This is a genomic window from Streptomyces sp. NPDC002577 (assembly GCF_053594815.1).
This window is the reverse complement of the sequence record NZ_JBSFWK010000012.1, coordinates 139037-160661: the sequence shown is the minus strand read 5'-3', so window position 1 is coordinate 160661 and position 21625 is coordinate 139037. Positions and strand designations below refer to the sequence as shown.

Annotated in this window: 21 protein-coding genes and 4 pseudogenes; 13 read left to right on the top strand and 12 right to left on the bottom strand. The window is 69.8% G+C overall.

The features are described 5' to 3' along the window. Positions 1 to 2: 2 nt before the first annotated feature. Positions 3 to 926 carry a sigma-70 family RNA polymerase sigma factor gene (locus ACWD4J_RS18950; RefSeq protein WP_451396513.1) on the top strand — a complete coding sequence of 308 codons (924 nt, stop codon included), beginning with the start codon at positions 3 to 5 and terminating at the stop codon, positions 924 to 926. An 8-nt stretch (positions 927 to 934) separates the two neighbouring features. On the opposite strand, the pseudogene ACWD4J_RS18945 reads toward ACWD4J_RS18950, so the two are convergent. Both ACWD4J_RS18945 and ACWD4J_RS18940 read right to left on the bottom strand, forming a co-directional pair. Then, positions 935 to 1105: pseudogene (locus tag ACWD4J_RS18945) on the bottom strand (transposase); the annotation flags it as partial. A 107-nt stretch (positions 1106 to 1212) separates the two neighbouring features. Beyond that, positions 1213 to 2052 (bottom strand): helix-turn-helix transcriptional regulator, encoded by an 840-nt coding sequence (locus ACWD4J_RS18940; RefSeq protein WP_451396512.1) that lies wholly within the window; start codon positions 2050 to 2052, stop codon positions 1213 to 1215. 50 nt (positions 2053 to 2102) lie between these two features. Here ACWD4J_RS18940 and ACWD4J_RS18935 point away from each other — a divergent pair, with 50 nt between their 5' ends. Continuing rightward, positions 2103 to 2315, top strand: a complete 213-nt coding sequence (locus ACWD4J_RS18935; protein ID WP_451396511.1) for an alpha/beta fold hydrolase — start codon at positions 2103 to 2105, stop codon at positions 2313 to 2315. A gap of 92 nt (positions 2316 to 2407) precedes the next feature. Here the strand turns inward: ACWD4J_RS18935 and ACWD4J_RS18930 are convergent, their stop codons facing one another. Next, positions 2408 to 2878: a nuclear transport factor 2 family protein gene (locus ACWD4J_RS18930; RefSeq protein ID WP_451396510.1), complete on the bottom strand. Its 471-nt coding sequence runs from the start codon at positions 2876 to 2878 to the stop codon at positions 2408 to 2410. A 57-nt stretch (positions 2879 to 2935) separates the two neighbouring features. Next, positions 2936 to 3685, bottom strand: a complete 750-nt coding sequence (locus ACWD4J_RS18925) for an SDR family oxidoreductase (protein WP_451396509.1) — start codon at positions 3683 to 3685, stop codon at positions 2936 to 2938. A gap of 386 nt (positions 3686 to 4071) precedes the next feature. Here ACWD4J_RS18925 and ACWD4J_RS18920 point away from each other — a divergent pair. From ACWD4J_RS18920 to ACWD4J_RS18910, 3 genes and pseudogenes are all read left to right on the top strand, one after another. Then, positions 4072 to 4158 (top strand): annotated as a pseudogene (locus tag ACWD4J_RS18920) (site-specific integrase); the annotation flags it as partial. Positions 4159 to 4426: 268 nt separating this feature from the next. After that, positions 4427 to 5092, top strand: a complete 666-nt coding sequence (locus ACWD4J_RS18915) for a DUF4097 family beta strand repeat-containing protein (protein ID WP_451396541.1) — start codon at positions 4427 to 4429, stop codon at positions 5090 to 5092. A gap of 155 nt (positions 5093 to 5247) precedes the next feature. Beyond that, entirely contained in the window at positions 5248 to 6063 is an 816-nt protein-coding gene (locus tag ACWD4J_RS18910; RefSeq protein ID WP_451396508.1) for an alpha/beta fold hydrolase, read from the top strand. Positions 6064 to 6089: 26 nt separating this feature from the next. Here the strand turns inward: ACWD4J_RS18910 and ACWD4J_RS18905 are convergent. Next, positions 6090 to 6446: pseudogene (locus ACWD4J_RS18905) on the bottom strand (Tn3 family transposase); the annotation flags it as partial. Here ACWD4J_RS18905 and ACWD4J_RS18900 point away from each other — a divergent pair. After that, positions 6429 to 6734, top strand: a pseudogene (locus ACWD4J_RS18900) (MBL fold metallo-hydrolase); the annotation flags it as partial. The pseudogenes ACWD4J_RS18905 and ACWD4J_RS18900 overlap by 18 nt on opposite strands. 54 nt (positions 6735 to 6788) lie before the next feature. Continuing rightward, the gene (locus tag ACWD4J_RS18895) at positions 6789 to 7391 is read left to right on the top strand and encodes a 2'-5' RNA ligase family protein (RefSeq protein ID WP_451396507.1); all 603 of its coding nucleotides are present in this window, start codon (positions 6789 to 6791) and stop codon (positions 7389 to 7391) included. Between the two features lie 12 nt (positions 7392 to 7403). Here the strand turns inward: ACWD4J_RS18895 and ACWD4J_RS18890 are convergent, their stop codons facing one another. From ACWD4J_RS18890 to ACWD4J_RS18870, 5 genes are all read right to left on the bottom strand, one after another. Further along, the gene (locus ACWD4J_RS18890; protein WP_451396506.1) at positions 7404 to 8237 is read right to left on the bottom strand and encodes an HpcH/HpaI aldolase/citrate lyase family protein; all 834 of its coding nucleotides are present in this window, start codon (positions 8235 to 8237) and stop codon (positions 7404 to 7406) included. Beyond that, entirely contained in the window at positions 8234 to 9106 is an 873-nt protein-coding gene (locus tag ACWD4J_RS18885; RefSeq protein ID WP_451396505.1) for a hypothetical protein, read from the bottom strand. The genes ACWD4J_RS18890 and ACWD4J_RS18885 overlap by 4 nt, the downstream gene beginning before the upstream one ends. Before the next feature lie 110 nt (positions 9107 to 9216). Beyond that, positions 9217 to 9813, bottom strand: a complete 597-nt coding sequence (locus ACWD4J_RS18880; protein WP_451396504.1) for a thiamine pyrophosphate-dependent enzyme — start codon at positions 9811 to 9813, stop codon at positions 9217 to 9219. Then, positions 9813 to 10349: a phosphonopyruvate decarboxylase gene (locus tag ACWD4J_RS18875; RefSeq protein WP_451396503.1), complete on the bottom strand. Its 537-nt coding sequence runs from the start codon at positions 10347 to 10349 to the stop codon at positions 9813 to 9815. The genes ACWD4J_RS18880 and ACWD4J_RS18875 overlap by 1 nt, the downstream gene beginning before the upstream one ends. 131 nt (positions 10350 to 10480) lie before the next feature. Further along, positions 10481 to 11434, bottom strand: a complete 954-nt coding sequence (locus ACWD4J_RS18870; protein WP_451396502.1) for a LysR family transcriptional regulator — start codon at positions 11432 to 11434, stop codon at positions 10481 to 10483. 144 nt (positions 11435 to 11578) lie between these two features. On the opposite strand from ACWD4J_RS18870, the gene ACWD4J_RS18865 reads away from it, so the two are divergent. The 3 genes from ACWD4J_RS18865 to ACWD4J_RS18855 all read left to right on the top strand — a co-directional run bounded on the left by ACWD4J_RS18865 (position 11579) and on the right by ACWD4J_RS18855 (position 15281). After that, a complete protein-coding gene (locus ACWD4J_RS18865; protein WP_451396501.1) occupies positions 11579 to 12826 on the top strand; it encodes a CaiB/BaiF CoA transferase family protein in 1248 nt (415 codons plus the stop codon). A 58-nt stretch (positions 12827 to 12884) separates the two neighbouring features. Further along, a complete protein-coding gene (locus ACWD4J_RS18860; RefSeq protein WP_451396500.1) occupies positions 12885 to 14054 on the top strand; it encodes an acyl-CoA dehydrogenase family protein in 1170 nt (389 codons plus the stop codon). Between the two features lie 387 nt (positions 14055 to 14441). Next, positions 14442 to 15281: a DUF1259 domain-containing protein gene (locus tag ACWD4J_RS18855; protein ID WP_451396499.1), complete on the top strand. Its 840-nt coding sequence runs from the start codon at positions 14442 to 14444 to the stop codon at positions 15279 to 15281. A 150-nt stretch (positions 15282 to 15431) separates the two neighbouring features. Here ACWD4J_RS18855 and ACWD4J_RS18850 read toward each other — a convergent pair whose 3' ends face one another. Next, positions 15432 to 17132: a PucR family transcriptional regulator gene (locus ACWD4J_RS18850; protein ID WP_451396498.1), complete on the bottom strand. Its 1701-nt coding sequence runs from the start codon at positions 17130 to 17132 to the stop codon at positions 15432 to 15434. A gap of 319 nt (positions 17133 to 17451) precedes the next feature. Here ACWD4J_RS18850 and ACWD4J_RS18845 point away from each other — a divergent pair, with 319 nt between their 5' ends. Continuing rightward, positions 17452 to 18720 carry an aspartate aminotransferase family protein gene (locus ACWD4J_RS18845; RefSeq protein ID WP_451396497.1) on the top strand — a complete coding sequence of 423 codons (1269 nt, stop codon included), beginning with the start codon at positions 17452 to 17454 and terminating at the stop codon, positions 18718 to 18720. 231 nt (positions 18721 to 18951) lie between these two features. Continuing rightward, positions 18952 to 19344 (top strand): FAD-binding oxidoreductase, encoded by a 393-nt coding sequence (locus tag ACWD4J_RS18840; protein WP_451396496.1) that lies wholly within the window; start codon positions 18952 to 18954, stop codon positions 19342 to 19344. A 114-nt stretch (positions 19345 to 19458) separates the two neighbouring features. On the opposite strand, the gene ACWD4J_RS18835 is transcribed toward ACWD4J_RS18840, so the two are convergent. After that, complete coding sequence (locus ACWD4J_RS18835) at positions 19459 to 20205, bottom strand: IclR family transcriptional regulator (protein ID WP_451396540.1); 747 nt, start codon at positions 20203 to 20205, stop codon at positions 19459 to 19461. 285 nt (positions 20206 to 20490) lie between these two features. Here ACWD4J_RS18835 and solA point away from each other — a divergent pair, with 285 nt between their 5' ends. Further along, the gene (solA, locus tag ACWD4J_RS18830) at positions 20491 to 21624 is read left to right on the top strand and encodes an N-methyl-L-tryptophan oxidase (protein ID WP_451396495.1); all 1134 of its coding nucleotides are present in this window, start codon (positions 20491 to 20493) and stop codon (positions 21622 to 21624) included. The last annotated feature ends 1 nt before the right edge of the window (position 21625 follow it).

Below are 21625 nucleotides of genomic sequence, written 5' to 3'. Positions count from 1 at the left end.
CCATGACCACAACCGAACCCGGCGTCGGGACCCACCCGGACGCGGCGCTCGCGTCCGCGGCGAGCAGGACCAGGGCACACCCCGCTGACGACGACCGGGCGCTGTCCGCCGGCGAGGGTACCGTCGGGCCCCGCTCCCGTCCCTGCACCGCCCGAACAGACCCAGTGGCACCACCCGAGGACTCCGACGGCCGTGCACGACAGGATGAGAGGCAGTCCGACGCGGAGCTGCAGGCCCGCTTCGAACCGGCCCTGACGTTCCTCGACCGGATCTACTCGACCGCCCTGCGCATGACCGGCCGTCCGGCCGATGCAGAGGACCTGGTCCAGGAGACGTATGCCAGGGCCTATGCCTCGTTCGACCAGTACCGCGAGGGCACGAACCTCAAGGCATGGCTCTACCGCATCCTCACGACCACCTTCCTCAACTCCCGCCGCCGACAGCAGAGCCGCCCGCAGTACTACGGCACGGCCGAGATCGAGGACTGGCAGCTGGCCCGCTCGGAGTCGCACACGTCGACCGGCCTGCGCTCCGCCGAATCGGAGGCGTTCGACCACCTCCCCGACGCGGACGTCAAAGCGGCCCTGCAGGCCATACCCGAGGACTTCCGGATCGCTGTGTATCTCGCGTACGTCGAGGGCTTCACCGTCCGGGAGATCGCCGACATCACGCGGACCCCCGTCGGCGATTCCGACGGAGACGGGCAGACCGGTCCTCTCGGTGATCAGATGGATCTTCGACCCGTACTTGCCCCGGTCGACAGGATTCGGACCTGTCAGGTCCCCCTTTTCAGGGCCCGCATGTTCACCGAGTCGATCGCGCAGCGCGACCAGTCCAACTCGCCGCGGGCGCCGAGCTCGTCGAGCACCACGCGGTGGAGTTTGGCCCACACCCTGGCCTTCGTCCACTCCGAAAAACGCCGATGAGCCGTAGCCCCCGACGGCCCGAACGAAGCAGTGGGCAACTGCTGCCACGTGCAGCCTGACGTGGCCACGAACACGATTGCGGCCAGCACCTCACGATCACCATGCCGGCGCTGTCCACCACCCTGAGGCCGCGACGGCGCCTCCGGCGCCACCCGGCTGAAACAACTCCCACAACTCATCCGGCACCAGCCGCTCAACGATCCCCACCATGACCGACGGCCTACCGACCCCGCCAAATGAGATGACTTCTAAGCCTCGTCACCCAGTGATGAGCACGGCCAGGACGTCAGGGGGTCACCTGCTGGTGTCCTATGACATAGAGCAGTTCCAGCTTGCTGTGGCTTTCCGTGCCGGGGCGGGTGGTCAGCACCACCAGGGTCTGGGCGCGGTTCTCGGTGAACAGGACCTGACCGTCGACGTCGATACGGCCGAGTTCGGGATGGACGATGGTCTTGCTCTCGTCGTAGCGCTGGGCGACCTCCTGGAGTTCCCACAGGCGGACGAACTCGGGGCTGTGTTCCTGGAGTTCGGCGACGATCCGGGCGGCTCGGGGGACGTCGCTGCCGGCCGTCAGTGCGACCCGCAGACGGGCCGCCTGCGCACGGCCGTGGCGTTCGTGGTCTTCCTCGGGGTACACCAGACGCTCGGCGGGGTCCATGAACCAGCGGTAGTAGGCGCTGCGGGCCAGGCCGGTGTGTCGGGTCTGGTCGCCGAGCAGGGCGATGGCCAGCGGGTTCATCGCGAGGGTGTCGGCCATGTCGGTCAGCACCAGGGCCGGGGAGTCGTCCAGGCGGTCCAGGACCCGCATCAGTGTCGGGCTGACGTGCTCGGAGCGCTGGAAGCGGGCCGGGGCATTGTGGCCGATGAGGACGAAGAGATGGTCGCGTTCGTCCAGGGTCAGCCGCAGCGCCCGGGCCAGGGCGGTGGTGATCTGGACGGAGGGCTGCGGGGCACGCTGCTGTTCCAGGCGGGCGTAGTAGTCGGTGGACATGCCGGCAAGCTGAGCGACCTCCTCGCGGCGCAGCCCCTGCGTACGCCTGCGCGGCCCCTCGACCAGCCCGACGTCGCGGGGGCGCAGCGTCTCACGCCGCCGGCGTAGGAATTCCGCCAGTTCCTTCTTGTCCATGCCCACCATCGTCGCCGCTTCCCGCCCGGCTATCCAGAGACCGCCAATCCATGGCTGAGCACTATCATGTCTTGGCTCTCACCCAACGCGGCCATGGCGAAAGCGCCTGGCCCGGCATCTATTCCTTCGAATCGGGGTGCGGCGATCTCGAAGCGTTCACCGATGCGTTTGCCCTGGACCACTTCACATTGATCGGCCACTCGATGGGCGCACGGGCGGGTGCATCTTCGCGGAGAAATAGCCCGAGCGGATTGAGTGGATGATCTGGGAAGACACCGCTCCCATTGACGTGGACTTCCCGGAAGGTTCCGAAGAAGTGCCCGGTGCGGTTCCTTTCGATATTTCCGCGGCCACCTCACTGGTACACCAGATCCACAACCCCGGTCCGTCCTGGTGGAACGATCGAGCCAGGGTCTCGGATCGGGGCCGTAGCAGACGACCCCGATGGCCACTTGGCCTGTATGACCCGCTTGGAAATGCGCCAGCCGTCGGGTGTGTACCGCAGGTCATCGGCATAGACGACGCTGATGACGGTGCCGCCGTCGACGACGCCCAACGCTTTGGACCGGGCCCGGGCCTCGCCGCCCGGGCCCTCCGACACGACGATGTTCGTCGTGTGGTGAGCGCTCGCGTGCCCGTCGGCACTCAGGACGGAGGTGATCGCCTCCAGCCCGACGACCGGGGCGAAGCCGAAGACGCTTCCGTCCCATTCCGCGTCTTCGGTGAGGACTTCGCCGAGGCGGTCCAGCTCGCGGTCGTCCATGATGTGGCCCCACAGGGCCAGCACCCGTGCTATTTCGACGGTGTCTTCGTTGGTGGGTTTCACGTCGGCTCTTTCGATCTCTGTGTCGCAGACAGCAACCGACTGGCTGCGTGGCTTCGCTCAGACGCCGCTGAGCATGGCGAGCACGTTGTCGTACGTGCCGTTGGCCTCCGCGTCGCGCACGAACCGGGCGCGCTCGACGACGAGTTCCTTCGCGTCGGGCTGCTCGCGCAGCAGGTCGAGGGTCTCGGTGAGGAAGTCGTCCAGCGGCATGGCGTTCTCGTCGTCCTGCTGGTCCAGCAGGGTCGTGCGCACGCCGGGCGGGGCCACCTCGACCACCTGGATGCCGGCGTCGGCGCCGGTGAGCTGCACGCGCAGGCTCTCGGAGAAGGAGTGCAGCGCGGCCTTGGTCGCGTTGTAGGTCGGGGTGATCGGGAGCGGCACGAACGCCAGCGCGGAGGTGACGTTCATGACGGTTGCGTCGTCCTTGCCCACCAGCAGCGGCAGGAAGGCGTACGTCATCCGGATCGTGCCGAGCAGGTTGACCGTGACATGGTCTTCGGCGACCGGGAGCGAGGCCGGGTCGAGGAGGTTCTCTCGCAGCATGATGCCGGCGTTGTTGACCAGGACGTTCAGCTTCGGGTGGCTCGCCGCGACGGTTTCGGCGGCACGGGCGATCGACGCCGGGTCGGCGACGTCGAGCACGAGCGCGTCGATGCCCGGGTGCTCGGCCGTGATCTCGTCGAGGAATTCCTTGCGCCGGCCGGCGACGATCACCTTGTTGCCGGCCTCGTGCAGACGCAGTGCCAGGCCGAGCCCGATGCCCGACGTGCCGCCGGTGATCAGGATGGTGTTGCCGGTCATCTTCATGGGGTGTCTCTCTCCTTCGCTGCGGCGGGCCGGTGAGCGCACGCGGCCTCGACCGTAGGAGCGCCCGCGCGGAGGCGGGAGAGGAAGGTTTATCCATGGATCGGGGGTCCCTGCCTGGTGGAACTCGGGGTACCGGCCGTCGTGCTGGACGAGGAGCTGATCGCACGCAGCACGCCATCAGAACCGGTGTCGCTTCGGCATCGCGGTACCCGGGGACGGTCCTGGACGTGCCCACCCCGCGCAGTCATCGATCTCCACCCAGCCGCCGGCACGCCTCCGCGCGCTGGGCGCTGTCGCCGAAATCTGGGACGACGCTGAAGTGCCCTCTGTGCAACCTGGTCGTGGAGTTCCGGCTGATGGGCCTTCATGAGCGGCCTACCTGGCGGCGCGACGTCTGCCCCGACACCCATCTCGCTCGGCTCTCCTACGGCCAGGCCCGCGCCCTGCTGGACAGGCACACGGCTGCCGGCGGGTGGGTGAGCCTACCTCCCGGCATCGCGATCGCCTTGGTGATCCTTCGTGGCGGTCCCTGATCCCCCCGCTATAGCGTTCACTCTCAACTCATTGCAATGCTCGAGCGACTGACGTTGCGTTATCTTCAGGAGCGTTGCAACGATTTTGGGGCTTCCATCTGGTGTTACGTCAATTGATCGCAACAAGCATGTTGAGTGATCTTTGAATGCAACGTAGCTTTTCCATCGTTAGAAACGACGAGTCAACGACGAGTCACAGGAGAGCATGATGCAGAAGTTCGAGACCCCCGCCCCGATCACCGCCGTCCTGGACATCCCCGCCGGACGCATCCAGTTCATCGCCGCAGACCGCGGCGACACCACCGTCGAGGTCCTGCCCGCCAACCCCTCCAAGAGCCGCGACGTGAAGACCGCTGAGCAGACAGCCGTCGCCTACGGAGGCGGCGTCCTGCGGATCACGGCCCCGACGCCCGACAACCAGCTCTTCGGCCCCTCCGGATCCCTGGAGGTCACCGTCCAGCTGCCCGCCGGCTCCCGCATCGAGGCCAAGACCGCCAGCGCCCAACTCCGCGGCGTCGGACGCCTCGGCGACGTCACCTTCGACGGCGCATACCGCCAGATCAAGATCGACGAGGCCGCGAGCGTCCGCCTCACCGCGACCGACGGCGACGTCGAGATCGGCCGGCTCACCGGCCCCGCGGAGATCAGCACCGCAAGGGGCGACATCCGGATCGCCGAGGCCGTGCGCGGCACTGTGATGCTGCGCACCCAGTCCGGCGACATTTCGGTCGGCGCCGCAGCTGGAATCTCGGCCTCCCTGGACGCCGGCACCTCCTATGGCCGCGTCAGCAACTCCCTCAAGAACGATGGCACCGCCGAACTCGACATCCGCGCCACCACCTCCCACGGCGACATCACCGCCCGCAGCCTCTAAAGGAGCAGAACCAGGACTATCCGGCCGGGCCCACCGCGATCGAGATCCTGTCGGTCGTCGCCGAGGACGCGGCCGTCAGTCCCGAGGGGCCTGCGATCCACGTGCAGGGCCTGGGGAAGTCGTACAAGACGCTCTCACGCGACCAGGGGGAACACATGACGAAGAACAGCACTTCCTCGACCAGTTCGAAGTGGACCGGCATGGTGCCGGTTGACGATACGGCCCTGGCCGTCACCGACACCGGCGGTCCCGGTATCCCGGTGGTCTACCTCAATGGCCAGTTCGCCACTCAGGGGTACTGGCGGCGGGTCATCGCCGAACTGGGCACGGGGTGGCGGCACATCACCTACGACGAGCGGGCCCGCGGCAAATCGAACCGTTCGGCGGACTATTCCTTCGAGGCAGCCGTCCGGGACGTCGATGCCGTTCTCGCGGCCAGGGGTGTGGACCGGGCGCTGGCGGTGGGCTGGTCCTACGGGGCGTTCGTCGGGGCGCACTGGGCCAGCCGGAATCCCGAGCGTGCCTTGGGCGCGGTCCTGGTCGACGGCGCGTTCCCGTACGACTGGCTGGACGAGGCCATGGAGCAGCGGATCCGGAAGCTGTTCCGGCGGATGAGCTGGTTCCTACCGCTGCTGCGCCCGACGGGCCTGGCCCCGCGGATGACCGCCGAACAGCAGGCCGACAGCAACATCGAGCTCGGCAGGCTCTCCCGCGAGCGCGAGCTGGGCCCCGTGCTGGACAACATCACCGTCCCGGTGCGGTATGTGGTCGCTTCGGGGACGTCTTTCGGAAGCCGCGGTGATGAGCAGGAACGGATACGCACCAGCCTCGATGCGGTGACCGCCCACAACCCGAACATCCAGATCGGCGCGAAGGTCGCCAGCAACCACGGTGCGATCCTCAAGAAGGACTTCCCGGCCATCGCCGAGGCCGTACGCGAGGTCGCCGCCCCAGGTCGCGCAGGGCGCTGAAGACACGACCAGCACACTGACGACAACTACACGTCCTCGCCACCATCGTCCAGCTCGACCTCGTCCGGGTCGCGCAGGGGCCGCAGTCCCTCGCGCGGGACGGACGGGGTGAAGCTGTAGCGGCCGAGCACGTTGAGGTTGCGGTGCTTGAGCGGGGAGAGCCGGGTGACATCCTCGTTACGGATCTCGTGGCCCTCGGCGCGGAGCTGGGCGACGGCGGCGTCGATGTAGCGGGTGGTCCAGAGCACGACAGCGCCCCGGACCAGGCCGAGCGCGCCGAGCTGATCCTTCATTCCGTCGCGGTACGCCTGGTGGATGGTGCCGCGCTTGCCCTGGCACACGTCGCGGGCCGGCTTGTGGCGGGAGCGCACCTGGACCTGCAAGGACTCAAGCCGCACGGTGTGCTGCTGCCGATCCACTGGGGCACCTTCAACCTGGCGCCGCACCCGTGGGCCGAGCCCGGGGAGTGGACAAAGGACGCCGCCGGGGATGCCGGGCAGGCAGTTGCGTTTCCCCGGCCCGGCGAGCCTTTCGAACCAGGTGGGAAGATCCCTGACAACCCCTGGTGGCGAGAGATCTCTGCCCCGCTCGCCCACCCGTGGCGTCGCCCCGGGACTCCGGATGCCACATCTGTCGCCGACGCGGATCTCGACCTTGCCGGTGAACGATGACGAAGGCCGTGGCCGCTCGCGAGCGACGTGCGGGCACCGGTTAGGTTGCCGGGTGTGCGGGAGTTGATAGGTACAGATGAGGCAGACGAGGCAGACGAGGCAGATGAGGCGGGCTCGGCGTGGCCCGTCGAGGCAGGGACGACGTCGCTGAGCGTGCGCCTGCCGGAGGTCGACCGGGTCGTCGGCGGGTGGCGGCGGGACTGGGACACGGCCGCCCGCCATGGCGGCACGGCCCACGTGACCGTGCTGTTCCCGTTCCTGCCACGCGACCGCGCGGACGACAGCGTGCTCGGCACTCTGGCCGATGTCTTCGCCGCGCACGCTCCTTTCGACGTGCGGTTCGAGCGGTGTGTGCGGTTTCCGGGCGTGCTCTGCCTGCAGCCGGAACCCGAGGCCCCGCTGCGTGCGCTCACCGCATCGGTCACCGCCCGTTGGCCCGGCTTCACGCCGTACGGAGGGCTGTTCGCCGACATCGCCCCCCATGTGACGGTCGCCAACACCGGCAGCCCGGGCCGACACGATGTGATCGAGGCGGCCCTGGTCCCACAACTGCCGCTCACGGAACAGGTGTCGACCGTCGAGCTGGTGGTCTACGACGGACGAAGCTGGCGCGAATGGGTCCAGTTCCCGCTGGGGAAGGGCGAGTACACGGTGTGAGTAGTCGGCTCCTCAGCGCGGAGGAGCCGTGCCACCCGCTATCCGTCGCGCGCGTTCCAGTATGGGCTTGTCGACCATCTGCCCGTCGACGCTGGTGACGGCGTCACCAGCGCCGACGACGGCACGTGCCCACCTCAGTTCCTCCGCCGACGGGGCGAACCCATCCGCTACAGCCGAGAGCTGGAACGGGTGGATGCAGAGCTTGCCGGTGAAGCCCAGCCGTCGGGCGTGGGCGACGTCGGCGGTGAGCGCGTCCCTGTCCCGTACGGCGGTGGTGACGCCGTCGATCGGCGGGCAGAGGCCCGCGGCGGCCGAGGCGACGACCAGCCTGGAGCGGGCGTACGTCAGTGCGGCGTGGTCGTCGTGGTCGACGCCGAGCTGGGCGGCCAGGTCGACGTTGCCGAAGGCGGCCCGGGCGACACCGGGCGCGGCGCACACCTCGTGGGCCCGCTCCACGCCGAGGGCCGTCTCGATGAGTGGGATCAGTTCGCACCGTCCCGCCGTGCGGGCGGCGAGGCCCGCGAGTACGACGGGGTCCTCGGCCTTGGGCGCCATGACGGGGCAGCCGTGGCCGGCCGCCATGCTCAGGTCGGCCTCGGACCACGGGGTGCCGGGTGGGTTGATCCGTACGACCGCCCGGTTGCCGAGTGCGAGCCAGGCGGCGGCGTTGTCACGAGCGTGCTCCTTGTCCCCCGCGGCGACCGCGTCTTCGAGGTCGACGATGACCAGGTCGGCTCCGCAGGCGGCGGCTTTGTCGAATCGGTCGGGCCGGTGTCCCGGTACGAAGAGCAGGCCCCGGGCGGCGGTGATACGGGCGAGGGTGATGCGGTCGCTGTTCGCGCTCACGCGAAGGTCACCTCGGCGGTGGCGTGCTGTGCCTCCCGGTGTGTGGCGATGCGCAGGCCTGCACGATCGCCGGCGGGAGTGCCGCAGGCCAGCAGGCGTTCGCCGGCGAACACCGGCCGCCGCAGCCGGTAGGACAGTGAGCGCACCTGCCGGTCCGGGGCGTGGCGGCGGGGCAGTTCGAGCATGAGCAGGGCCAGCAGCGGACCGTGGACGACGATTCCCGGGTAGCCCTCCTCGTTCTGGGCGTACGGGGCGTCGTAGTGGATGCGATGCGTGTTCGCGGTGAGGGCGCTGAGCCGGAACAGCAGGGGCGGGTCGGGGCGCAGCGGCAGCTGCCAGGGGGCGTCGTCGGTGGGGGCGGCGGACTCGTCGACTGCGTCGGGGTGCTGTTGTCCGGTGCTGCGCCCCGACCGGTAGACGATGTCCTGTTCCTCGACGAGGCAGGTCCGGCCGCGTTGCCGGAATTCGCGGCGCTCGATGACGAAAAGCAGCTCTCCGGTGCGGCCGTGTTTGGCAGTGACCGAGCTCAGGCTGCAGATCCGTTCGGCTGGCTCGTCGAGGCGGAGGGGCTCGCCGATCTCGCAGCGGCCTCCGGCCCACATCCGCTGCCGGTGGGGGATGGGCGGCAGGAAGTGGCCCTTCAGGGGGTGGCCGTCGGCTCCGAGGTCGCGCCCGGCGGGCCAGTTCAGGAAGTACAGCCAATGCCACAGTGGGGGGATCGGGTCACCGGCCCCGGCGACGGCGGCGGGCAGGTCCAGCACGGCCGACAGGGCCGCCACCGGGCCGGGGGGCAAGGGGTCTTCGTCGGTGAGGGGCCCTGGAATCCACGACTCCACGTACGAGCTGAGCGGGGGCGGGGTGGTTGGCATCGTCCTTCTGTCCCTGTGGGTGGTGGGTGGTGGGTGGTGGTGGCAGGTGAGCGGGGCCGGGTTGGCCGGAACCACGGGCAAGCGGCGGCCGGGTGAGTGGGTTGAAGGCGTCAGAACGTACTCAGGCCCAGCGCGGCGCGGAAGGAGTTCTTGTTGGCCACGCCGTCTCGGGGAGGCAGGGCGCGCGGCGGCTCGTCGGTGTTGATCAGCACCTGTGCGTACCCGGTCGCCGCGCGTGCACGGATGCGGGCGGCGAGGTCCTCGGTCTGGGCGAGGTCGGTGATCCGTACCGTGTCGTGAATGCCGAAGCCCTGTGCGACGGCGACGAGGTCGGTGCCCAGGCCGGTGTGACTGGCCTGCATGCCGGTCTCACCGAAATGGGCGTTGTCCAGCACCACGACGGTCAGGTTGGGCGGAAGCTTGGCACCGATGGTGGCCAACGCGCCGATGCCCATGAGGTGTTCGCCGTCTCCCGTGATTGCGACGACCGGGCGGTCCGGTTGGGCGAGGGCGAGGCCGAGCGCCAGCGGGGCGGCGGCGCCCATCGCACCCCACAGGTAGAAGTTGGTGGGGCGGTCGCCGGCGGCGAAGACGTCGTAGCTGGGGGAGCCGACGCCGGTGACCACGAGAGCATCCTCGGGCAGGTGGGCGATCAGGCCGGCGACGAAGCGGCGCCGATCGAGTCGGGTCAGGGTGTCGCTGGTCATCAGTTCCGCTCCCACTTCTTGCGGCCGATCAGCTTCTGCCCCAGGAGCACGGCGACGCGCTCGCCCGCCCCGAACACCGAGTCCAGGGCCGCCTCGACGGTCTCCTCGACGTCCTCGGGGTCGTCGGCTCGCAGAACATTGATGCCCATGAGTTCCAGGGCCTGCTGCGTGGTACGGCCCATGGGGCCCTGCCATGGGTTGAACTCGGCGTACTCGCCGCGCATCGTCACCAGCGTCAGGAAGGGGAACCGGCACATCTGAAGCAGGGAGAACATGTTTACGCAGTTGCCCACACCGCTGCTCTGCATCAGCAGCACCGCCCGCTGACCGCCCAGCCACGCCCCGCTGACGACGGCGACGCCCTCCTCCTCGGTGGTCAGCACCACGTCGTGGATGGCCGGGTCCCGCTGGGCCTCGCGGATGACGTGGGAGTGGCCGGAGTCCGGTACGTAGGCGATCTGCTGGATCTCGCGCCTCTTCAGTGCGGTGAGAACGGCCTCCTGCCAGGAGGGTGCCGGTGCGTGTGTCTGGGTCATGTGTGGCGACTCCGCTGTTCGGGCGGCTCAGGTAGCACACATCATGATTGGTGATGGATGGGGTTGAACAATAGAAAGCTGTGATGGAGTTATGCTCCGCCCGCATGGTCGCAAGGTCACAACGGCAGGTTTCACTCGTCGGGTGCGGAGGCGTCGGTCCCGTGCATGTGGGCGGAGGGCCATCTGCCCTGCGCCACGGCCGAGTTGACCTGGCGAACCAGTTCCCGGGCGACCACCTCGACGGCGGGTGGGGTTCGGCCGGACCGCGGGGTGCCGAGCACGATCGAGCGCCACACGTCGGGCTCGCACAGGGGCGCGGCGCTCAGGTTGCCTTGCGCGACGTCCTCGGCGATGCCGACGCCGGGTAGGACGGTCCAGCCGTGCCCGGCCCGGACGAGCTGCTTCTGCACCCGCATGGAGTTGGTCTGGACGACGACGTCCATCGTGGCCTCCGCTCGTGCCGCCGCGCCGTCGATGAGCGTGCGCAGGGCGTGCCCGGAGGCGGGCATGACCAGCGGATGTGATGCGGCCTCGGTGAACGGCACGGGCCGGTCGGCGCGTAGCCCGGCGGACGGGGGAGCGACGGCCCACAGGTGCTCCCGCAGCAGCGGCCGGGCGTTGAGTGACGGCGTGCTGTCGAGGTTGTAGAGCAGGGTCAGGTCGAGGTCGCCGTCGTCGAGCCACTGCTGCAGATGGCCGGAGTAAGCCGTCATCAGGCGCAGCTCGACCCCGGGGTGGCCGCGGGCGACGGCCGACACGAGAGGCTCGGCGAGCAGGTCGGTCGCGCTCTCCAGCAGACCGACGGTGACGATTCCGGTCACCGCACCAGGCGTGGGCTGCACCTCGGCGCGGGCCCGCTCCAGCTCGTTCAGGGCGCGCCGTGCACGGTCCACCATGATCGACCCGGCCTCGGTGGGGCGCATGCCCTGCCGGGTGCGCTCGAAGAGCGGGACGCCGAGTTCCTCCTCCAGGGTGCGGATCTGCCGGGTCACCGCGGGCTGCACCAGGTGCAGCAGCTCCGCGGCGCGCGTGACGCTGCCCACCTCGGCGACCGTGATGAGCGCTTTGAGCTGCTTGACGTCCAAGGGGTCCGACCTCCATCCGGTCGCAGCATGGCAGCATCAGTTCTTGCTATTTCACTCATGCTGCCATGAGCGCTCATGATGGTGTGCGCCAAGGGAACCTACGCGGACACTCACGCGGACACCCGTGCTCCTGGAGGTCACCACATGACCGAGCTCCACGATGAACCACCGCTCACAGGTCAGGATGAACCACCGCTTACCAGTCACGATGAACCACCGCTCACCGGCCTGACCGTCGTCAGCATCGAGCAGGCGGTGGCCGCCCCCTTCGCCACCCGTCAACTGGCCGACCTCGGCGCTCGCGTCATCAAGGTGGAGCGCCCGGGAGGGGGCGACTTCGCCCGCCGGTACGACACCGCCGTGCACGGAGAGTCCAGCTATTTCGTGTGGCTGAACCGGTCGAAGGAATCCGTGACGCTCGACCTGAAGTCGGAGGCGGGAAGGGCCGTCCTGGAGCAACTGCTGGGCGGTGCCGACGTGTTCGTGCAGAACCTCGCCCCGGGAGCCGCGGCCAGGCTGGGTCTGGGCGCCAAGGACCTGGCGGAGCGTTTTCCGTCGCTGATCCCGTGTGCGATCACCGGCTACGGGTCCAGCGGGCCGTGGGCCGACCGGAAGGCGTACGACCTGCTGGTGCAGTGCCAGACCGGCCTGGTGTCGCTGACCGGCAACGAGCACGGATCCGCCCGCGTCGGGGTGTCGATCGCCGACATCGCCGCCGGCATGTACGCGTACTCGGGCATCCTCACCGCCCTGTTCACCCGGGCCACCACCGGCGTCGCGCGAGCCGTCGAGGTCTCCCTGTTCGAGGCGCTGGCCGAGTGGGTCAGTCAGCCCGCCTACTACACCCGCTACGGCGGCACCCAGCCGCCGCGCATCGGTACGCAGCACGCCACCATCGCCCCGTACGGCGCCTACACCGCCGCCGACGGCAAAGAGGTCCTGTTCTCCATCCAGAACGAGCGCGAATGGGCCGCCCTCTGTGAACGGTTCCTGCGGCGCCCGGAGTTGGTCGCGGATCCGCGCTTCGCCACCGGGGACGACCGTGTGGCCCACCGCGCGGAGCTGAACGCCATCGTGGCCGGGCGGTTCACCGAGCTGGACAGCGACGACGTGAAGGCGCTGCTCGACGAGACGGGCATCGCCAACGCCGGGGTGAACGACATCGCGGACTTCCTGGCGCACCCCGTGCTCGGCGCCCGGGACCGCTGGCGGGACGTTCGGATCCCCGGGGGCGCGGCAGTGCGGGCGCTGCTGCCGCCGGTGGATCTGTCCGGAACCGCGCCTCGTATGGAAGCCGTCCCGGCCGCGGGTGAACACACCGAGGCCGTCCTGGCCGAGCTGGGATACGACGCGTCCGACATCGACGGCCTGAGGGCCGCCCATGTCATCTGACCACCGTCATCTGACCACCTGTCAGTCCATTCGGGCCATCAGCAAGGAGCGTCACAGCGTGAGCACTCTCGACATCCTGTCCCAGGACGAGCGCTTCATCGTCAGGACGGTGCAGGACTTCGTGGAGAAGGAGGTGAAGCCCGTCGTCCGGGAACTGGAGCACAGCAACACCTACCCCGAGGCCCTGATCGAGCAGATGAAGAAGCTCGGCATCTTCGGCCTCGCCGTCCCGGAGGCCTACGGCGGCGCCCCCGTCTCCACCCCCTGTTACGTCCTGATCACCGAGGAGCTCGCCCGCGGCTGGATGAGCCTGGCCGGCGCGATGGGCGGCCACACCGTGGTCGCCAAACTGCTGCTGCACTTCGGCACCGAGGAGCAGAAACGCCGCTACCTGCCGAAGATGGCCACCGGTGAGATCCGCGCGACCATGGCGCTGACCGAGCCGGGCGGCGGCTCGGACCTCCAGGCCATGCGCACCGTCGCGCGCAAGGAGAGCGGGGGAGGCTATGTGATCCACGGGGCGAAGACCTGGATCACCAACTCCCGTCGCTCGCAGTTGATCGCGTTGCTGTGCAAGACGGACCCGGATGCGGCACCCGCCCACAAGGGCATCTCGATCCTGCTCGTGGAGCACGGCCCCGGACTGACGGTCTCGCGCGACCTGCCCAAGCTCGGCTACAAGGGCGTGGAAAGCTGCGAGCTGTCGTTCGACGGCTACCGGGCGCCCGCCGATTCCGTACTGGGCGGCGTCGAGGGCAAGGGATTCACGCAGATGATGAAGGGCCTGGAGACGGGGCGTCTCCAGGTCGCCGCCCGCGCACTCGGCGTCGGCCGGGCGGCACTGGAGGACGCCCTCGCCTACGCCCAGGAGCGTGAGTCGTTCGGCAAGCCGATCTGGCAGCACCAGTCCATCGGCAACTACCTGGCCGACATGGCCACATCGCTGACCGCGGCCCGCCAGCTCACCCTGTACGCGGCCCGCGAGGCCGAAGCGGGCCGGCGTGTGGACATGGAGGCGGGCATGGCGAAGCTCTTCGCTTCCGAGACCGCCATGCAGATCGCCCTCAACGCCGTCCGCATCCACGGCGGTTACGGCTACTCGACCGAGTTCGACGTCGAGCGCTACTTCCGGGACGCGCCGCTGATGATCGTCGGCGAGGGCACCAACGAGATCCAGCGCAACGTCATCGCGAGCCAGCTCGTCAAGCGCGGCGGACTCGACGCGTGAACGTCATCGCCTGTGTGGCGTATGTGCCCGACGGGGGCACCTGCTGACGCGTGCGGGTGCCGGACAAAGGGCGGCGTATGCCGGCTGCCGACCGTTGCCGCCGAACGGCCGTCTCAGCCGTTCCGGTGACTGCTTGGCCCATCTGGCCCCATGTGCTTGTGGTGTTGACGGGGTTGTCGGTCCGTCATGTTTCCATCTCGCCATGGAGGTACTCGTGTGATGGTTGTAGACCGTCAGCAGGAAATGTGTTCGCAAGAGGGTATGCCACGGCGGCGGATGCTGGCCGCCGCAGCTGTGGCGGCGCCGGTGGTGGCCGCGGGGTCGACTCCCGCGCTTGCCGTGCCCATGAGGGCGACCGGTGTGAGGAGCCGCGTACCGGTCAGGCCGGTGCGGACCACATTGTCGGACTGGTCGAGTGTGGCCGATGTGCTGGGCCGGACCGGCGACATGAAGCGCAACGTCATGTACCACACGGGTCTGCCGCGCGGGGACCTGAGGGTGGTGTCCCGAGGTGTCAGAGTCAAGCCGGAGCTCGCTCTGGGTTCCCACGTGTCGTTCGTCCGTTATGCCGACGGCAGCACGCTGCTGATGGGCGACACGGTGGTCACTGAGGGCGAACTGCAGAAGTTCTGCGACGTCCTGCAGGAACACGGGATCGAGTTGACGGCGCTTCACAAGCACCTGTTGTCGCAGACCCCGGACATCTGGTGGCTCCACGTCCACGGACACGGTCACGACCCGGTGGCTCTGGCCCGCGGCCTGCGCGCCGCGTTCGACCGCACAGGCACGCCGCCTCCGCGGCCGGCCGGCAGGCCGCAGCCGGTCGACCTGGACACCGCCGGCATCGATGCCGCGTTGGGCGTGAAGGGGTCCTCCGACGGCGACATCTGGAAGAGCGTGTTCGTCCGCCGCGAGACCATCATCGATGGCGACCTGGTACTGCCACCGGGTCTGGGATCGACCACCGCGCTCAACTTCCAGCCGCTCGGTGGTGGCTGGGCCGCTGTCAGCGGCGACTGCGCGATGATCGCCGAGGAGGTCCAGGACGTCCTGTCGGGCCTGCGGCGTGCCGGTCTCAAGCTGGTCGAGCTGCACAACCACGGCTTGATGGACGAACCCCGACTGTTCTTCGTCCACTTCTGGGGTGTCGGTGACGGTGTCCAGCTCGCTCGCGCACTGCGCCCCGTGGTGAACGCCACCAACGTCGTGCCGGTGGCGACCGGCTGACCCCCTTTCAGCCGTTTTCGCCGAACGCTTCGCGGTTCACCGCCGGGCACCCCGTGTCCGGCGGTGAACCGCTCTGCGTGCCGAGTCGGGCGCACCGCCGGACCTGGTCGGTGCCGGATCGCCGACGTGGCCTGGTCGCTCGAGGCGGCGTCAAGGCCGGTGGACTCGCAGGACGTCGAGCGCCGTGAGCGCTACGTGCAGTTGGGTGCGTTGTTCGCCCGATTCGAGGTCGCAGTCGAGCAGGCGCTCGATGGTGCGCAGCCGTTGGTAGACGGTCTCCCGGGACAGGCTGCCGCGGCGTGCGGCGGTCGTCTTGTTGCCTGCCGCGTCCAGGTAGTGGCGCAAGGTCGTCAGCAGGTCCGTGCCGTGCTTGGTGTCGTGGTCGATGAGACGGCCGAGCTGTCGTTCGGCGTAGTCCTGGATCCGGGTGTCATCGCGGAGCGCGAACAGCAGGCGGCGCAGGCCGATGTCGGACAGTTCGTGGAAGGACCTGCCCTCGGGAAGCGGCTGGCCGGGCAGGGCCGCTTCCGAGACGTGCGCCGCCTCGCGGAAGGAACGGGCGGCGTCGGAGAGATCCGAGACCTCGGAACCGACGCTCACGACGGCATGCGGGTCCAGCTCCAGCGCGATCCGGCTCAGCCGCTCGACCGTCGGCCGCCACGGGTGTGAGGGGCGCAGGGCCAGCAGGATGCCGAGGCGGCAGGGGGTCAGCCGGCCGGCGAGTGCCGACACACCTGCCGTCCGGAGCTCCTCGGACAGGCGGGTCTCCGGCACCGCGGTGCCGTCGTCGGCGGGTATGTCCACGAGTACGGCGAGGAAGCGGCTGTCCTCGGTGGGCAGGCCAAGGGCGGCGCAGCGGGCGCGGGCGTCCGCGGGGGAGCGGTGGCGCTGTTCGGCGAGGTCCCGCAGGGCGTTGCGGTGGGCTGTGCGCTCCCACGGGGTCGGGTGGATGAGGCGGGCGATGGTCAGGGCCATCGCCGTTCTCTCCAGGACGGTGACGGACTCGGGCCCGAAGGCTTCAGCGGTTCCGGGAGCCGATGCGCCGGGCAGGGCGGGGAGCATGGCCACGCGGCCCCAGCGTTCGCCCTGGTACTCCACCGGTGCCACGAGCCAGCCCTCAGGGCCGCGAGTGTCCGTGTGATCGCAGGGCGGGGTCGCCCTGGAGCGCCCTTCCCAGCCGGTGAGCGCCTCCTCCACCGTGCTGCCGGAGGGCTCGCAGATCAGCGCCTGATGCACCAGGTTCTCCAGGACGACCGTGCGGCCGCTCATCTCCGCCGCGGCACGGACCACGTCCTCGGGGCTCGCGCCGCGCAGCGTCAGGGCGGTGAACGCCTCGTGGATCCGCTGGGTCCTGCGCATCGCGTCGGCCTGGTTGCCGAGGATGAGGGCGTGGACGACCTGGGTGACCTCCAGGAAGTTGACGTCCTTGGCCAGGGTGACGAGGGGGAGGCCGCGGGTCCGGCAGGCGTGGACGAGCGCCTCGGGCGGGCGGTGGTAGCGCCGGACGAGCTCGATGACCAGCGCCGCGGCTCCGATGTCGGTGAGTTCGTCCACGTATCGGCGCACGCCTGCCTGGTCGTCGGGCAAGGGCATGCCGGTGGTCAGGACGAGTTCGCCGCCCTTGAGGAAGGAGGCGGGGTCCGTCAGTTCGGTGATGTGGACCCAGCGGACCGGCCGGTCGAGGCGGGACTCTCCCGTGACGACCTGCGGCAGTCCGGCGGCGAGGACGGGAAGGGCCAGGACGTCGGCCACGGGGAGCGGGCGGCCGGCCGCGACGGAGTCCCGGTCGGCCAGGCTCGCGTCCCGGTCGTCGGCGCCTGTCGGCCCGGCCGTTCGGTGGTTCTCGCTCACGGTGCCTCCATGGGGGTCCCCTGCTCTGGGGGTACCTCCCAGGCCGTTAAGGCACTGGGGGAGGAGCCGAGAGCTCGGGGGAGTGCCCGGTCACTCTGACAAGCGGCGCTGACCTGCGCAAGAGCCGCCCGACGACGGTCGCAGCGGTGCGAATGGTGCGCGGAGGCCCAGGGCGGTTGACACAACGTCCGAACACCGCGTCCCCGCTGGACAGATCACGCGTTGTCGCCGTCCGGGGCGGCCGGGATGCTCGGAATACCGCGGAGACCACAACACACGGGCCGGCAGCAGACCACAACGCACGGGCCGGGAGACGAACATGACCGCACTGTCGCCGCACCTTCGCCAGGCCACGCCCGTGGTGGCGGTCCGGGGCGAGGGCGTCCACATCCACGGTGAGGACGGCCGCCGCTACCTCGACTTCACCGCCGGCATCGGCGTGACCAGCACGGGCCACTGCCACCCCAGGGTGGTGGCAGCCGCGCAGGAGCAGGTGGGCACGCTCGTCCACGGTCAGTACACGACGGTCATGCACCAGCCTCTGCGGCGGCTGGTCGACAAGCTGGGCGAGGTGCTCCCGACGGGTCTGGACAGCCTGTTCTTCACCAACTCCGGCAGCGAGGCGGTGGAGGCCGCGCTGCGGCTGGCCCGGCAGGCCACCGGCCGGCCCAACGTCCTTGTCTGTCAAGGTGGTTTCCACGGCCGGACGGTGGCCTCCGCCTCCATGACCACCTCCGGCACCCGCTTCCGCTCAGGCTTCTCGCCGCTGATGAGCGGAGTGGTCGTCACGCCGTTCCCGACGGCCTTCCGCTACGGCTGGGACGAGGAGACCGCCACGCGCTTCGCCCTCCAGGAACTCGACTACACGCTCCAGACCATCTCGTCGCCCGCCGACACGGCCGCGGTCATCGTCGAGCCGGTGCTCGGGGAGGGCGGCTATGTGCCCGCGACCCGCGCGTTCCTGGAGGGGTTGCGCGAGCGGGCCGACCGCCACGGCTTCCTGCTGATCCTCGACGAGGTGCAGACGGGCGTGGGCCGTACGGGCCGGTTCTGGGGGCATGAGCACTTCGGCGTCACGCCGGACATCCTGATCACCGCCAAAGGTCTGGCCAGCGGTTTCCCCCTGTCCGGCATCGCCGCGTCCGAGGAGCTGATGCGTAAGGCCTGGCCGGGCTCGCAGGGCGGCACGTACGGCGCCAACGCCGTGGCGTGCGCCGCGGCCTGCGCCACTCTCGACGTCGTACGCGATGAGAAGCTCGTCGACAACGCCGAGGCGATGGGCGCACGGCTGCGCGCCGGCCTGGAGGCGGTGGCCGACCGGACTCCGGGCATCGGGGACGTACGGGGCCTCGGCCTGATGCTGGCCACAGAGTTCGTCACCGATGACGGCAGCCCCGACCCCGAGACCGCCGCCCGCGTGCAGCAGGCCGCTGTCGGCCAGGGCCTGCTCCTGCTGCTGTGCGGGGCCTGGAACCAGGTGGTGCGGATGATCCCGGCGCTCGTGATCGACGAGACGGCGGTGGACGAGGGTCTCCAGGCGTGGGCGAACGCGGTGGAGGCCGGCACAGCGGGCGCGACCGGCCGATGACAGACGCCACCGGCGCCTTGGACCGTCTGACGGCCCGGATCGCCGACACCGCGCCCGGCATGCGGCTGGAGACGCGCCCGGGAGACACCGGCCCCTACGCCTACGACGCCTCCAACTACCGTGTTCCGCCAAGGGCCGTGGCCTTTCCGCGTACCGCCGACGACGTGTGCGCGGTGATGCGGGCCTGCCGTGAGACGTGCGTGCCCGTGACCGCGAGGCGGCGGCACCAGCATGGCGGGCAACGCCGTCGGACCGGGCATCGTCCTGGACCTCTCCCGGTACATGAACCGGATTCTCGGCATCGACCCGAAAGCGCGTACGGCGCGCGTCGAGGCCGGAGTGGTGCTCGACGCGCTGCGGGACGCGGCCGGGGAGCACGGGCTCACTTTCGGCCCCGACCCGTCCTCGCACAGCCGCTGCACCCTCGGCGGCATGATCGGCAACGACGCGTGCGGCAACCGGTCCGTGCGGCACGGGCGGACCAGCAGCCACATCGAGTCCCTGGGGATCGTCACCGCCGACGGCGTACGTGCCGTGGCGGACCGTGTCGGACTGCGCGCGGCCGACCCTGACGACCCCGTCGCCGTGGAGCGCATAGCCCGGCTCGAGATCCCCGTGCGGTAGCGCCCCTGAAGGGGCGCCGGGGCGCCCTAAAGGGGCGCGGGGAACTGCGCGACCAGCCACAGCCGACCCGCAGCCAACCAACAACAGTTCCACCCCCGCCCAACCCGCGGAGCGCTACGCTCCGATGCGCCGCGCCGCGATCTCCGAAGCCGTATCAGCCACCAGCCGCCCCCACTCCGGCAGCCGCTCGGCGTCGTACCGCGAGTCCGGCATGGACACTGCCACGGCGGCGAGCGGCGTCCCGTCCTCGTCGAGGATGGGCGCGGCGATGGCGCACACGTCCGGCCGGTACTGGTTGCGGTTGACCGAGTACCCATCGGCGCGCACGCGTTCCAGTTCGGCGCGCAGCTCCGACGGATCGGTCGGCGTGGCCTCGCTGTAGCTCTCGAGACCGCGGGCGATGAGCTCGCCGACGTCGGCCCTCGGCAGATGGGCGAGGATGGCGCGCCCGGTGGCGGTGGCGTGCAGGGGTGAGGTGTCGCCGATGCCGTAGAACGTCCGGACCGCGTGGCTGCAGTCCACCCGGTCCACGACCACCATGCACTGCAGTGCGTCGGGCACCGAGAGGTGGATGGTCTCGTTCACCGTGTCCCGCAGCCGGACCATGGGCTCCCGTGCGGCGGCGAACAGGCTCGACCCCTGAAGCGCCGCGGGCCGGACGGCGAGCACGCGGGCACCGATCTCCCAGCGCGTGGTGTCCTTGCGGTTCGCTCGCAGCCAGCCGGCCTCGGCCAGTGTCACGAGGGTGCGCTGCACGGTCGACTTCGGCAGCCCGAACAGTTTGGTCAGTTCCCCCACGGTCACCGGCTGGTGCTGCGCCACCGCCTCGAGGATCCGCAGCGACCTGGTGACGCTCTTCATTTCCATCCGATTTCCCCCGTTAACTCTGGGAGTTCCGTGTGTACACCCCTTGACTCCCTCCGAAAACCGCTGCCATTCTCACGCCAGATTCTAGCACAGCGTTCCACGATGTGGCACAGCCCGCAATCACTCAAAGGCCCGCGGTCGCTCAAAGAAGAAGTGGCCCCGAAGCCCCGAACCCCGGACGGTGCGAACCGCGGCCCGTATCCGCCGCCTCTTCCGGAATCTCCAAGTCCGTATGCCGGGCGCTCGGCATCCACGCCCCGCGAGACGAGAGGAATCCCCGTGTCTGCGAAGAAGCGCGTCGCCGTCGTCGGCGTCGGAACGATGGGCAGCCAGGCCGCCTGGCGCCTGGCGGCCCGCGGAGCCGAGGTCGTCGGGTACGACCGCTTCGCCCCGGGCCACGACCGCAGCGCCGCCGGCGGCGAGACCCGGATCTTCCGCAGCGCCCACTTCGAGGACTCCCGGTACGTTCCGCTGCTGAAGCACGCCGACGCCCTCTGGGAGGAGCTTCAGAAGGAGACCGGCCGCGAGCTGCGCCGGCTCACCGGATGCCTGCTGATGGGTCCCACCGAGCACCACCAGATGGCCACCGTCCTTCAGTCCATCGCCGAACACGGCCTCGACCACGAGGTGTTCGACGCGGAGTCGCTCGCCAAGCGCTTCCCGCAGTTCCGGATCGAGGGCGGCGACGCGGCCGTGCTCGATCGCCGCGCGGGGTTCATCAGGCCCGAGCTCACGATCCACACCGCCGCCCGCCGCGCGGAACAACTCGGCGCCCGTATCCACCGCTACACCACGGTCCGCGAGATCGTGCCGTCGGGCAGCGGTGTGGACGTCCGCACCGACGCGGGGAGCGAGCGCTTCGACGCGGCCGTGGTCACCGTCGGCCCCTGGGTCAACGACCTGCTGCCCGGCCTGCCGTGGGAGGTGGACATCCGCCGGCTGATCAACGCCTGGTTCGTGCCCACGACCGACGCCTGGTCGGGTGAGGAGCGCCCGGCGTTCATCCGCACGGCGCCCACCCACTGCTACGGACTGCCCTCACCCGACGGCGTCTCCGTCAAGCTCGGTCTGTCCCGCGCCCTGCACCGCCCGGTGGACGACCCGAACCAGCTGGACCGGACCGTGGCGCCGGAGGAGCTGGACGTCTTCACCGAACTGCTCGGCCGCTACATGCCGGACCTGCACCCCGACCCGATCCGGCTCTCCGTCTTCATGGAGGGCTACACCGAGAGCAGCCGCCCGCTGGTCGGCCCGCTGCCCGGCAACGACGACGTGGTGCTGCTCGCCGGGTTCTCCGGCCACGGCTTCAAGCTGTCGCCGGCCTTCGGCGACATCGCGGCGGACCTCGCGCTGGACGGCACCTCGCCCCAGCCCATCGACTTCGTCTCCACCCTCGACCGTACGGCGGCCTGAA

What these genes read in the sequence shown, in the direction of transcription:
- ACWD4J_RS18935 (WP_451396511.1), top strand. Translation starts at nt 2,103, where the DNA reads ATGGCTGAGCACTATCATGTCTTGGCTCTCACCCAACGCGGCCATGGC.
- ACWD4J_RS18950 (WP_451396513.1), top strand. Translation starts at nt 3, where the DNA reads ATGACCACAACCGAACCCGGCGTCGGGACCCACCCGGACGCGGCGCTC.
- ACWD4J_RS18940 (WP_451396512.1), bottom strand. Translation starts at nt 2,052, where the DNA reads ATGGACAAGAAGGAACTGGCGGAATTCCTACGCCGGCGGCGTGAGACG.
- ACWD4J_RS18840 (WP_451396496.1), top strand. Translation starts at nt 18,952, where the DNA reads ATGGCGGGCAACGCCGTCGGACCGGGCATCGTCCTGGACCTCTCCCGG.
- ACWD4J_RS18925 (WP_451396509.1), bottom strand. Translation starts at nt 3,685, where the DNA reads ATGAAGATGACCGGCAACACCATCCTGATCACCGGCGGCACGTCGGGC.
- ACWD4J_RS18885 (WP_451396505.1), bottom strand. Translation starts at nt 9,106, where the DNA reads ATGCCAACCACCCCGCCCCCGCTCAGCTCGTACGTGGAGTCGTGGATT.
- ACWD4J_RS18845 (WP_451396497.1), top strand. Translation starts at nt 17,452, where the DNA reads ATGACCGCACTGTCGCCGCACCTTCGCCAGGCCACGCCCGTGGTGGCG.
- ACWD4J_RS18835 (WP_451396540.1), bottom strand. Translation starts at nt 20,205, where the DNA reads ATGAAGAGCGTCACCAGGTCGCTGCGGATCCTCGAGGCGGTGGCGCAG.
- ACWD4J_RS18910 (WP_451396508.1), top strand. Translation starts at nt 5,248, where the DNA reads ATGACGAAGAACAGCACTTCCTCGACCAGTTCGAAGTGGACCGGCATG.
- ACWD4J_RS18915 (WP_451396541.1), top strand. Translation starts at nt 4,427, where the DNA reads ATGCAGAAGTTCGAGACCCCCGCCCCGATCACCGCCGTCCTGGACATC.
- ACWD4J_RS18875 (WP_451396503.1), bottom strand. Translation starts at nt 10,349, where the DNA reads ATGACCCAGACACACGCACCGGCACCCTCCTGGCAGGAGGCCGTTCTC.
- ACWD4J_RS18880 (WP_451396504.1), bottom strand. Translation starts at nt 9,813, where the DNA reads ATGACCAGCGACACCCTGACCCGACTCGATCGGCGCCGCTTCGTCGCC.
- ACWD4J_RS18865 (WP_451396501.1), top strand. Translation starts at nt 11,579, where the DNA reads ATGACCGAGCTCCACGATGAACCACCGCTCACAGGTCAGGATGAACCA.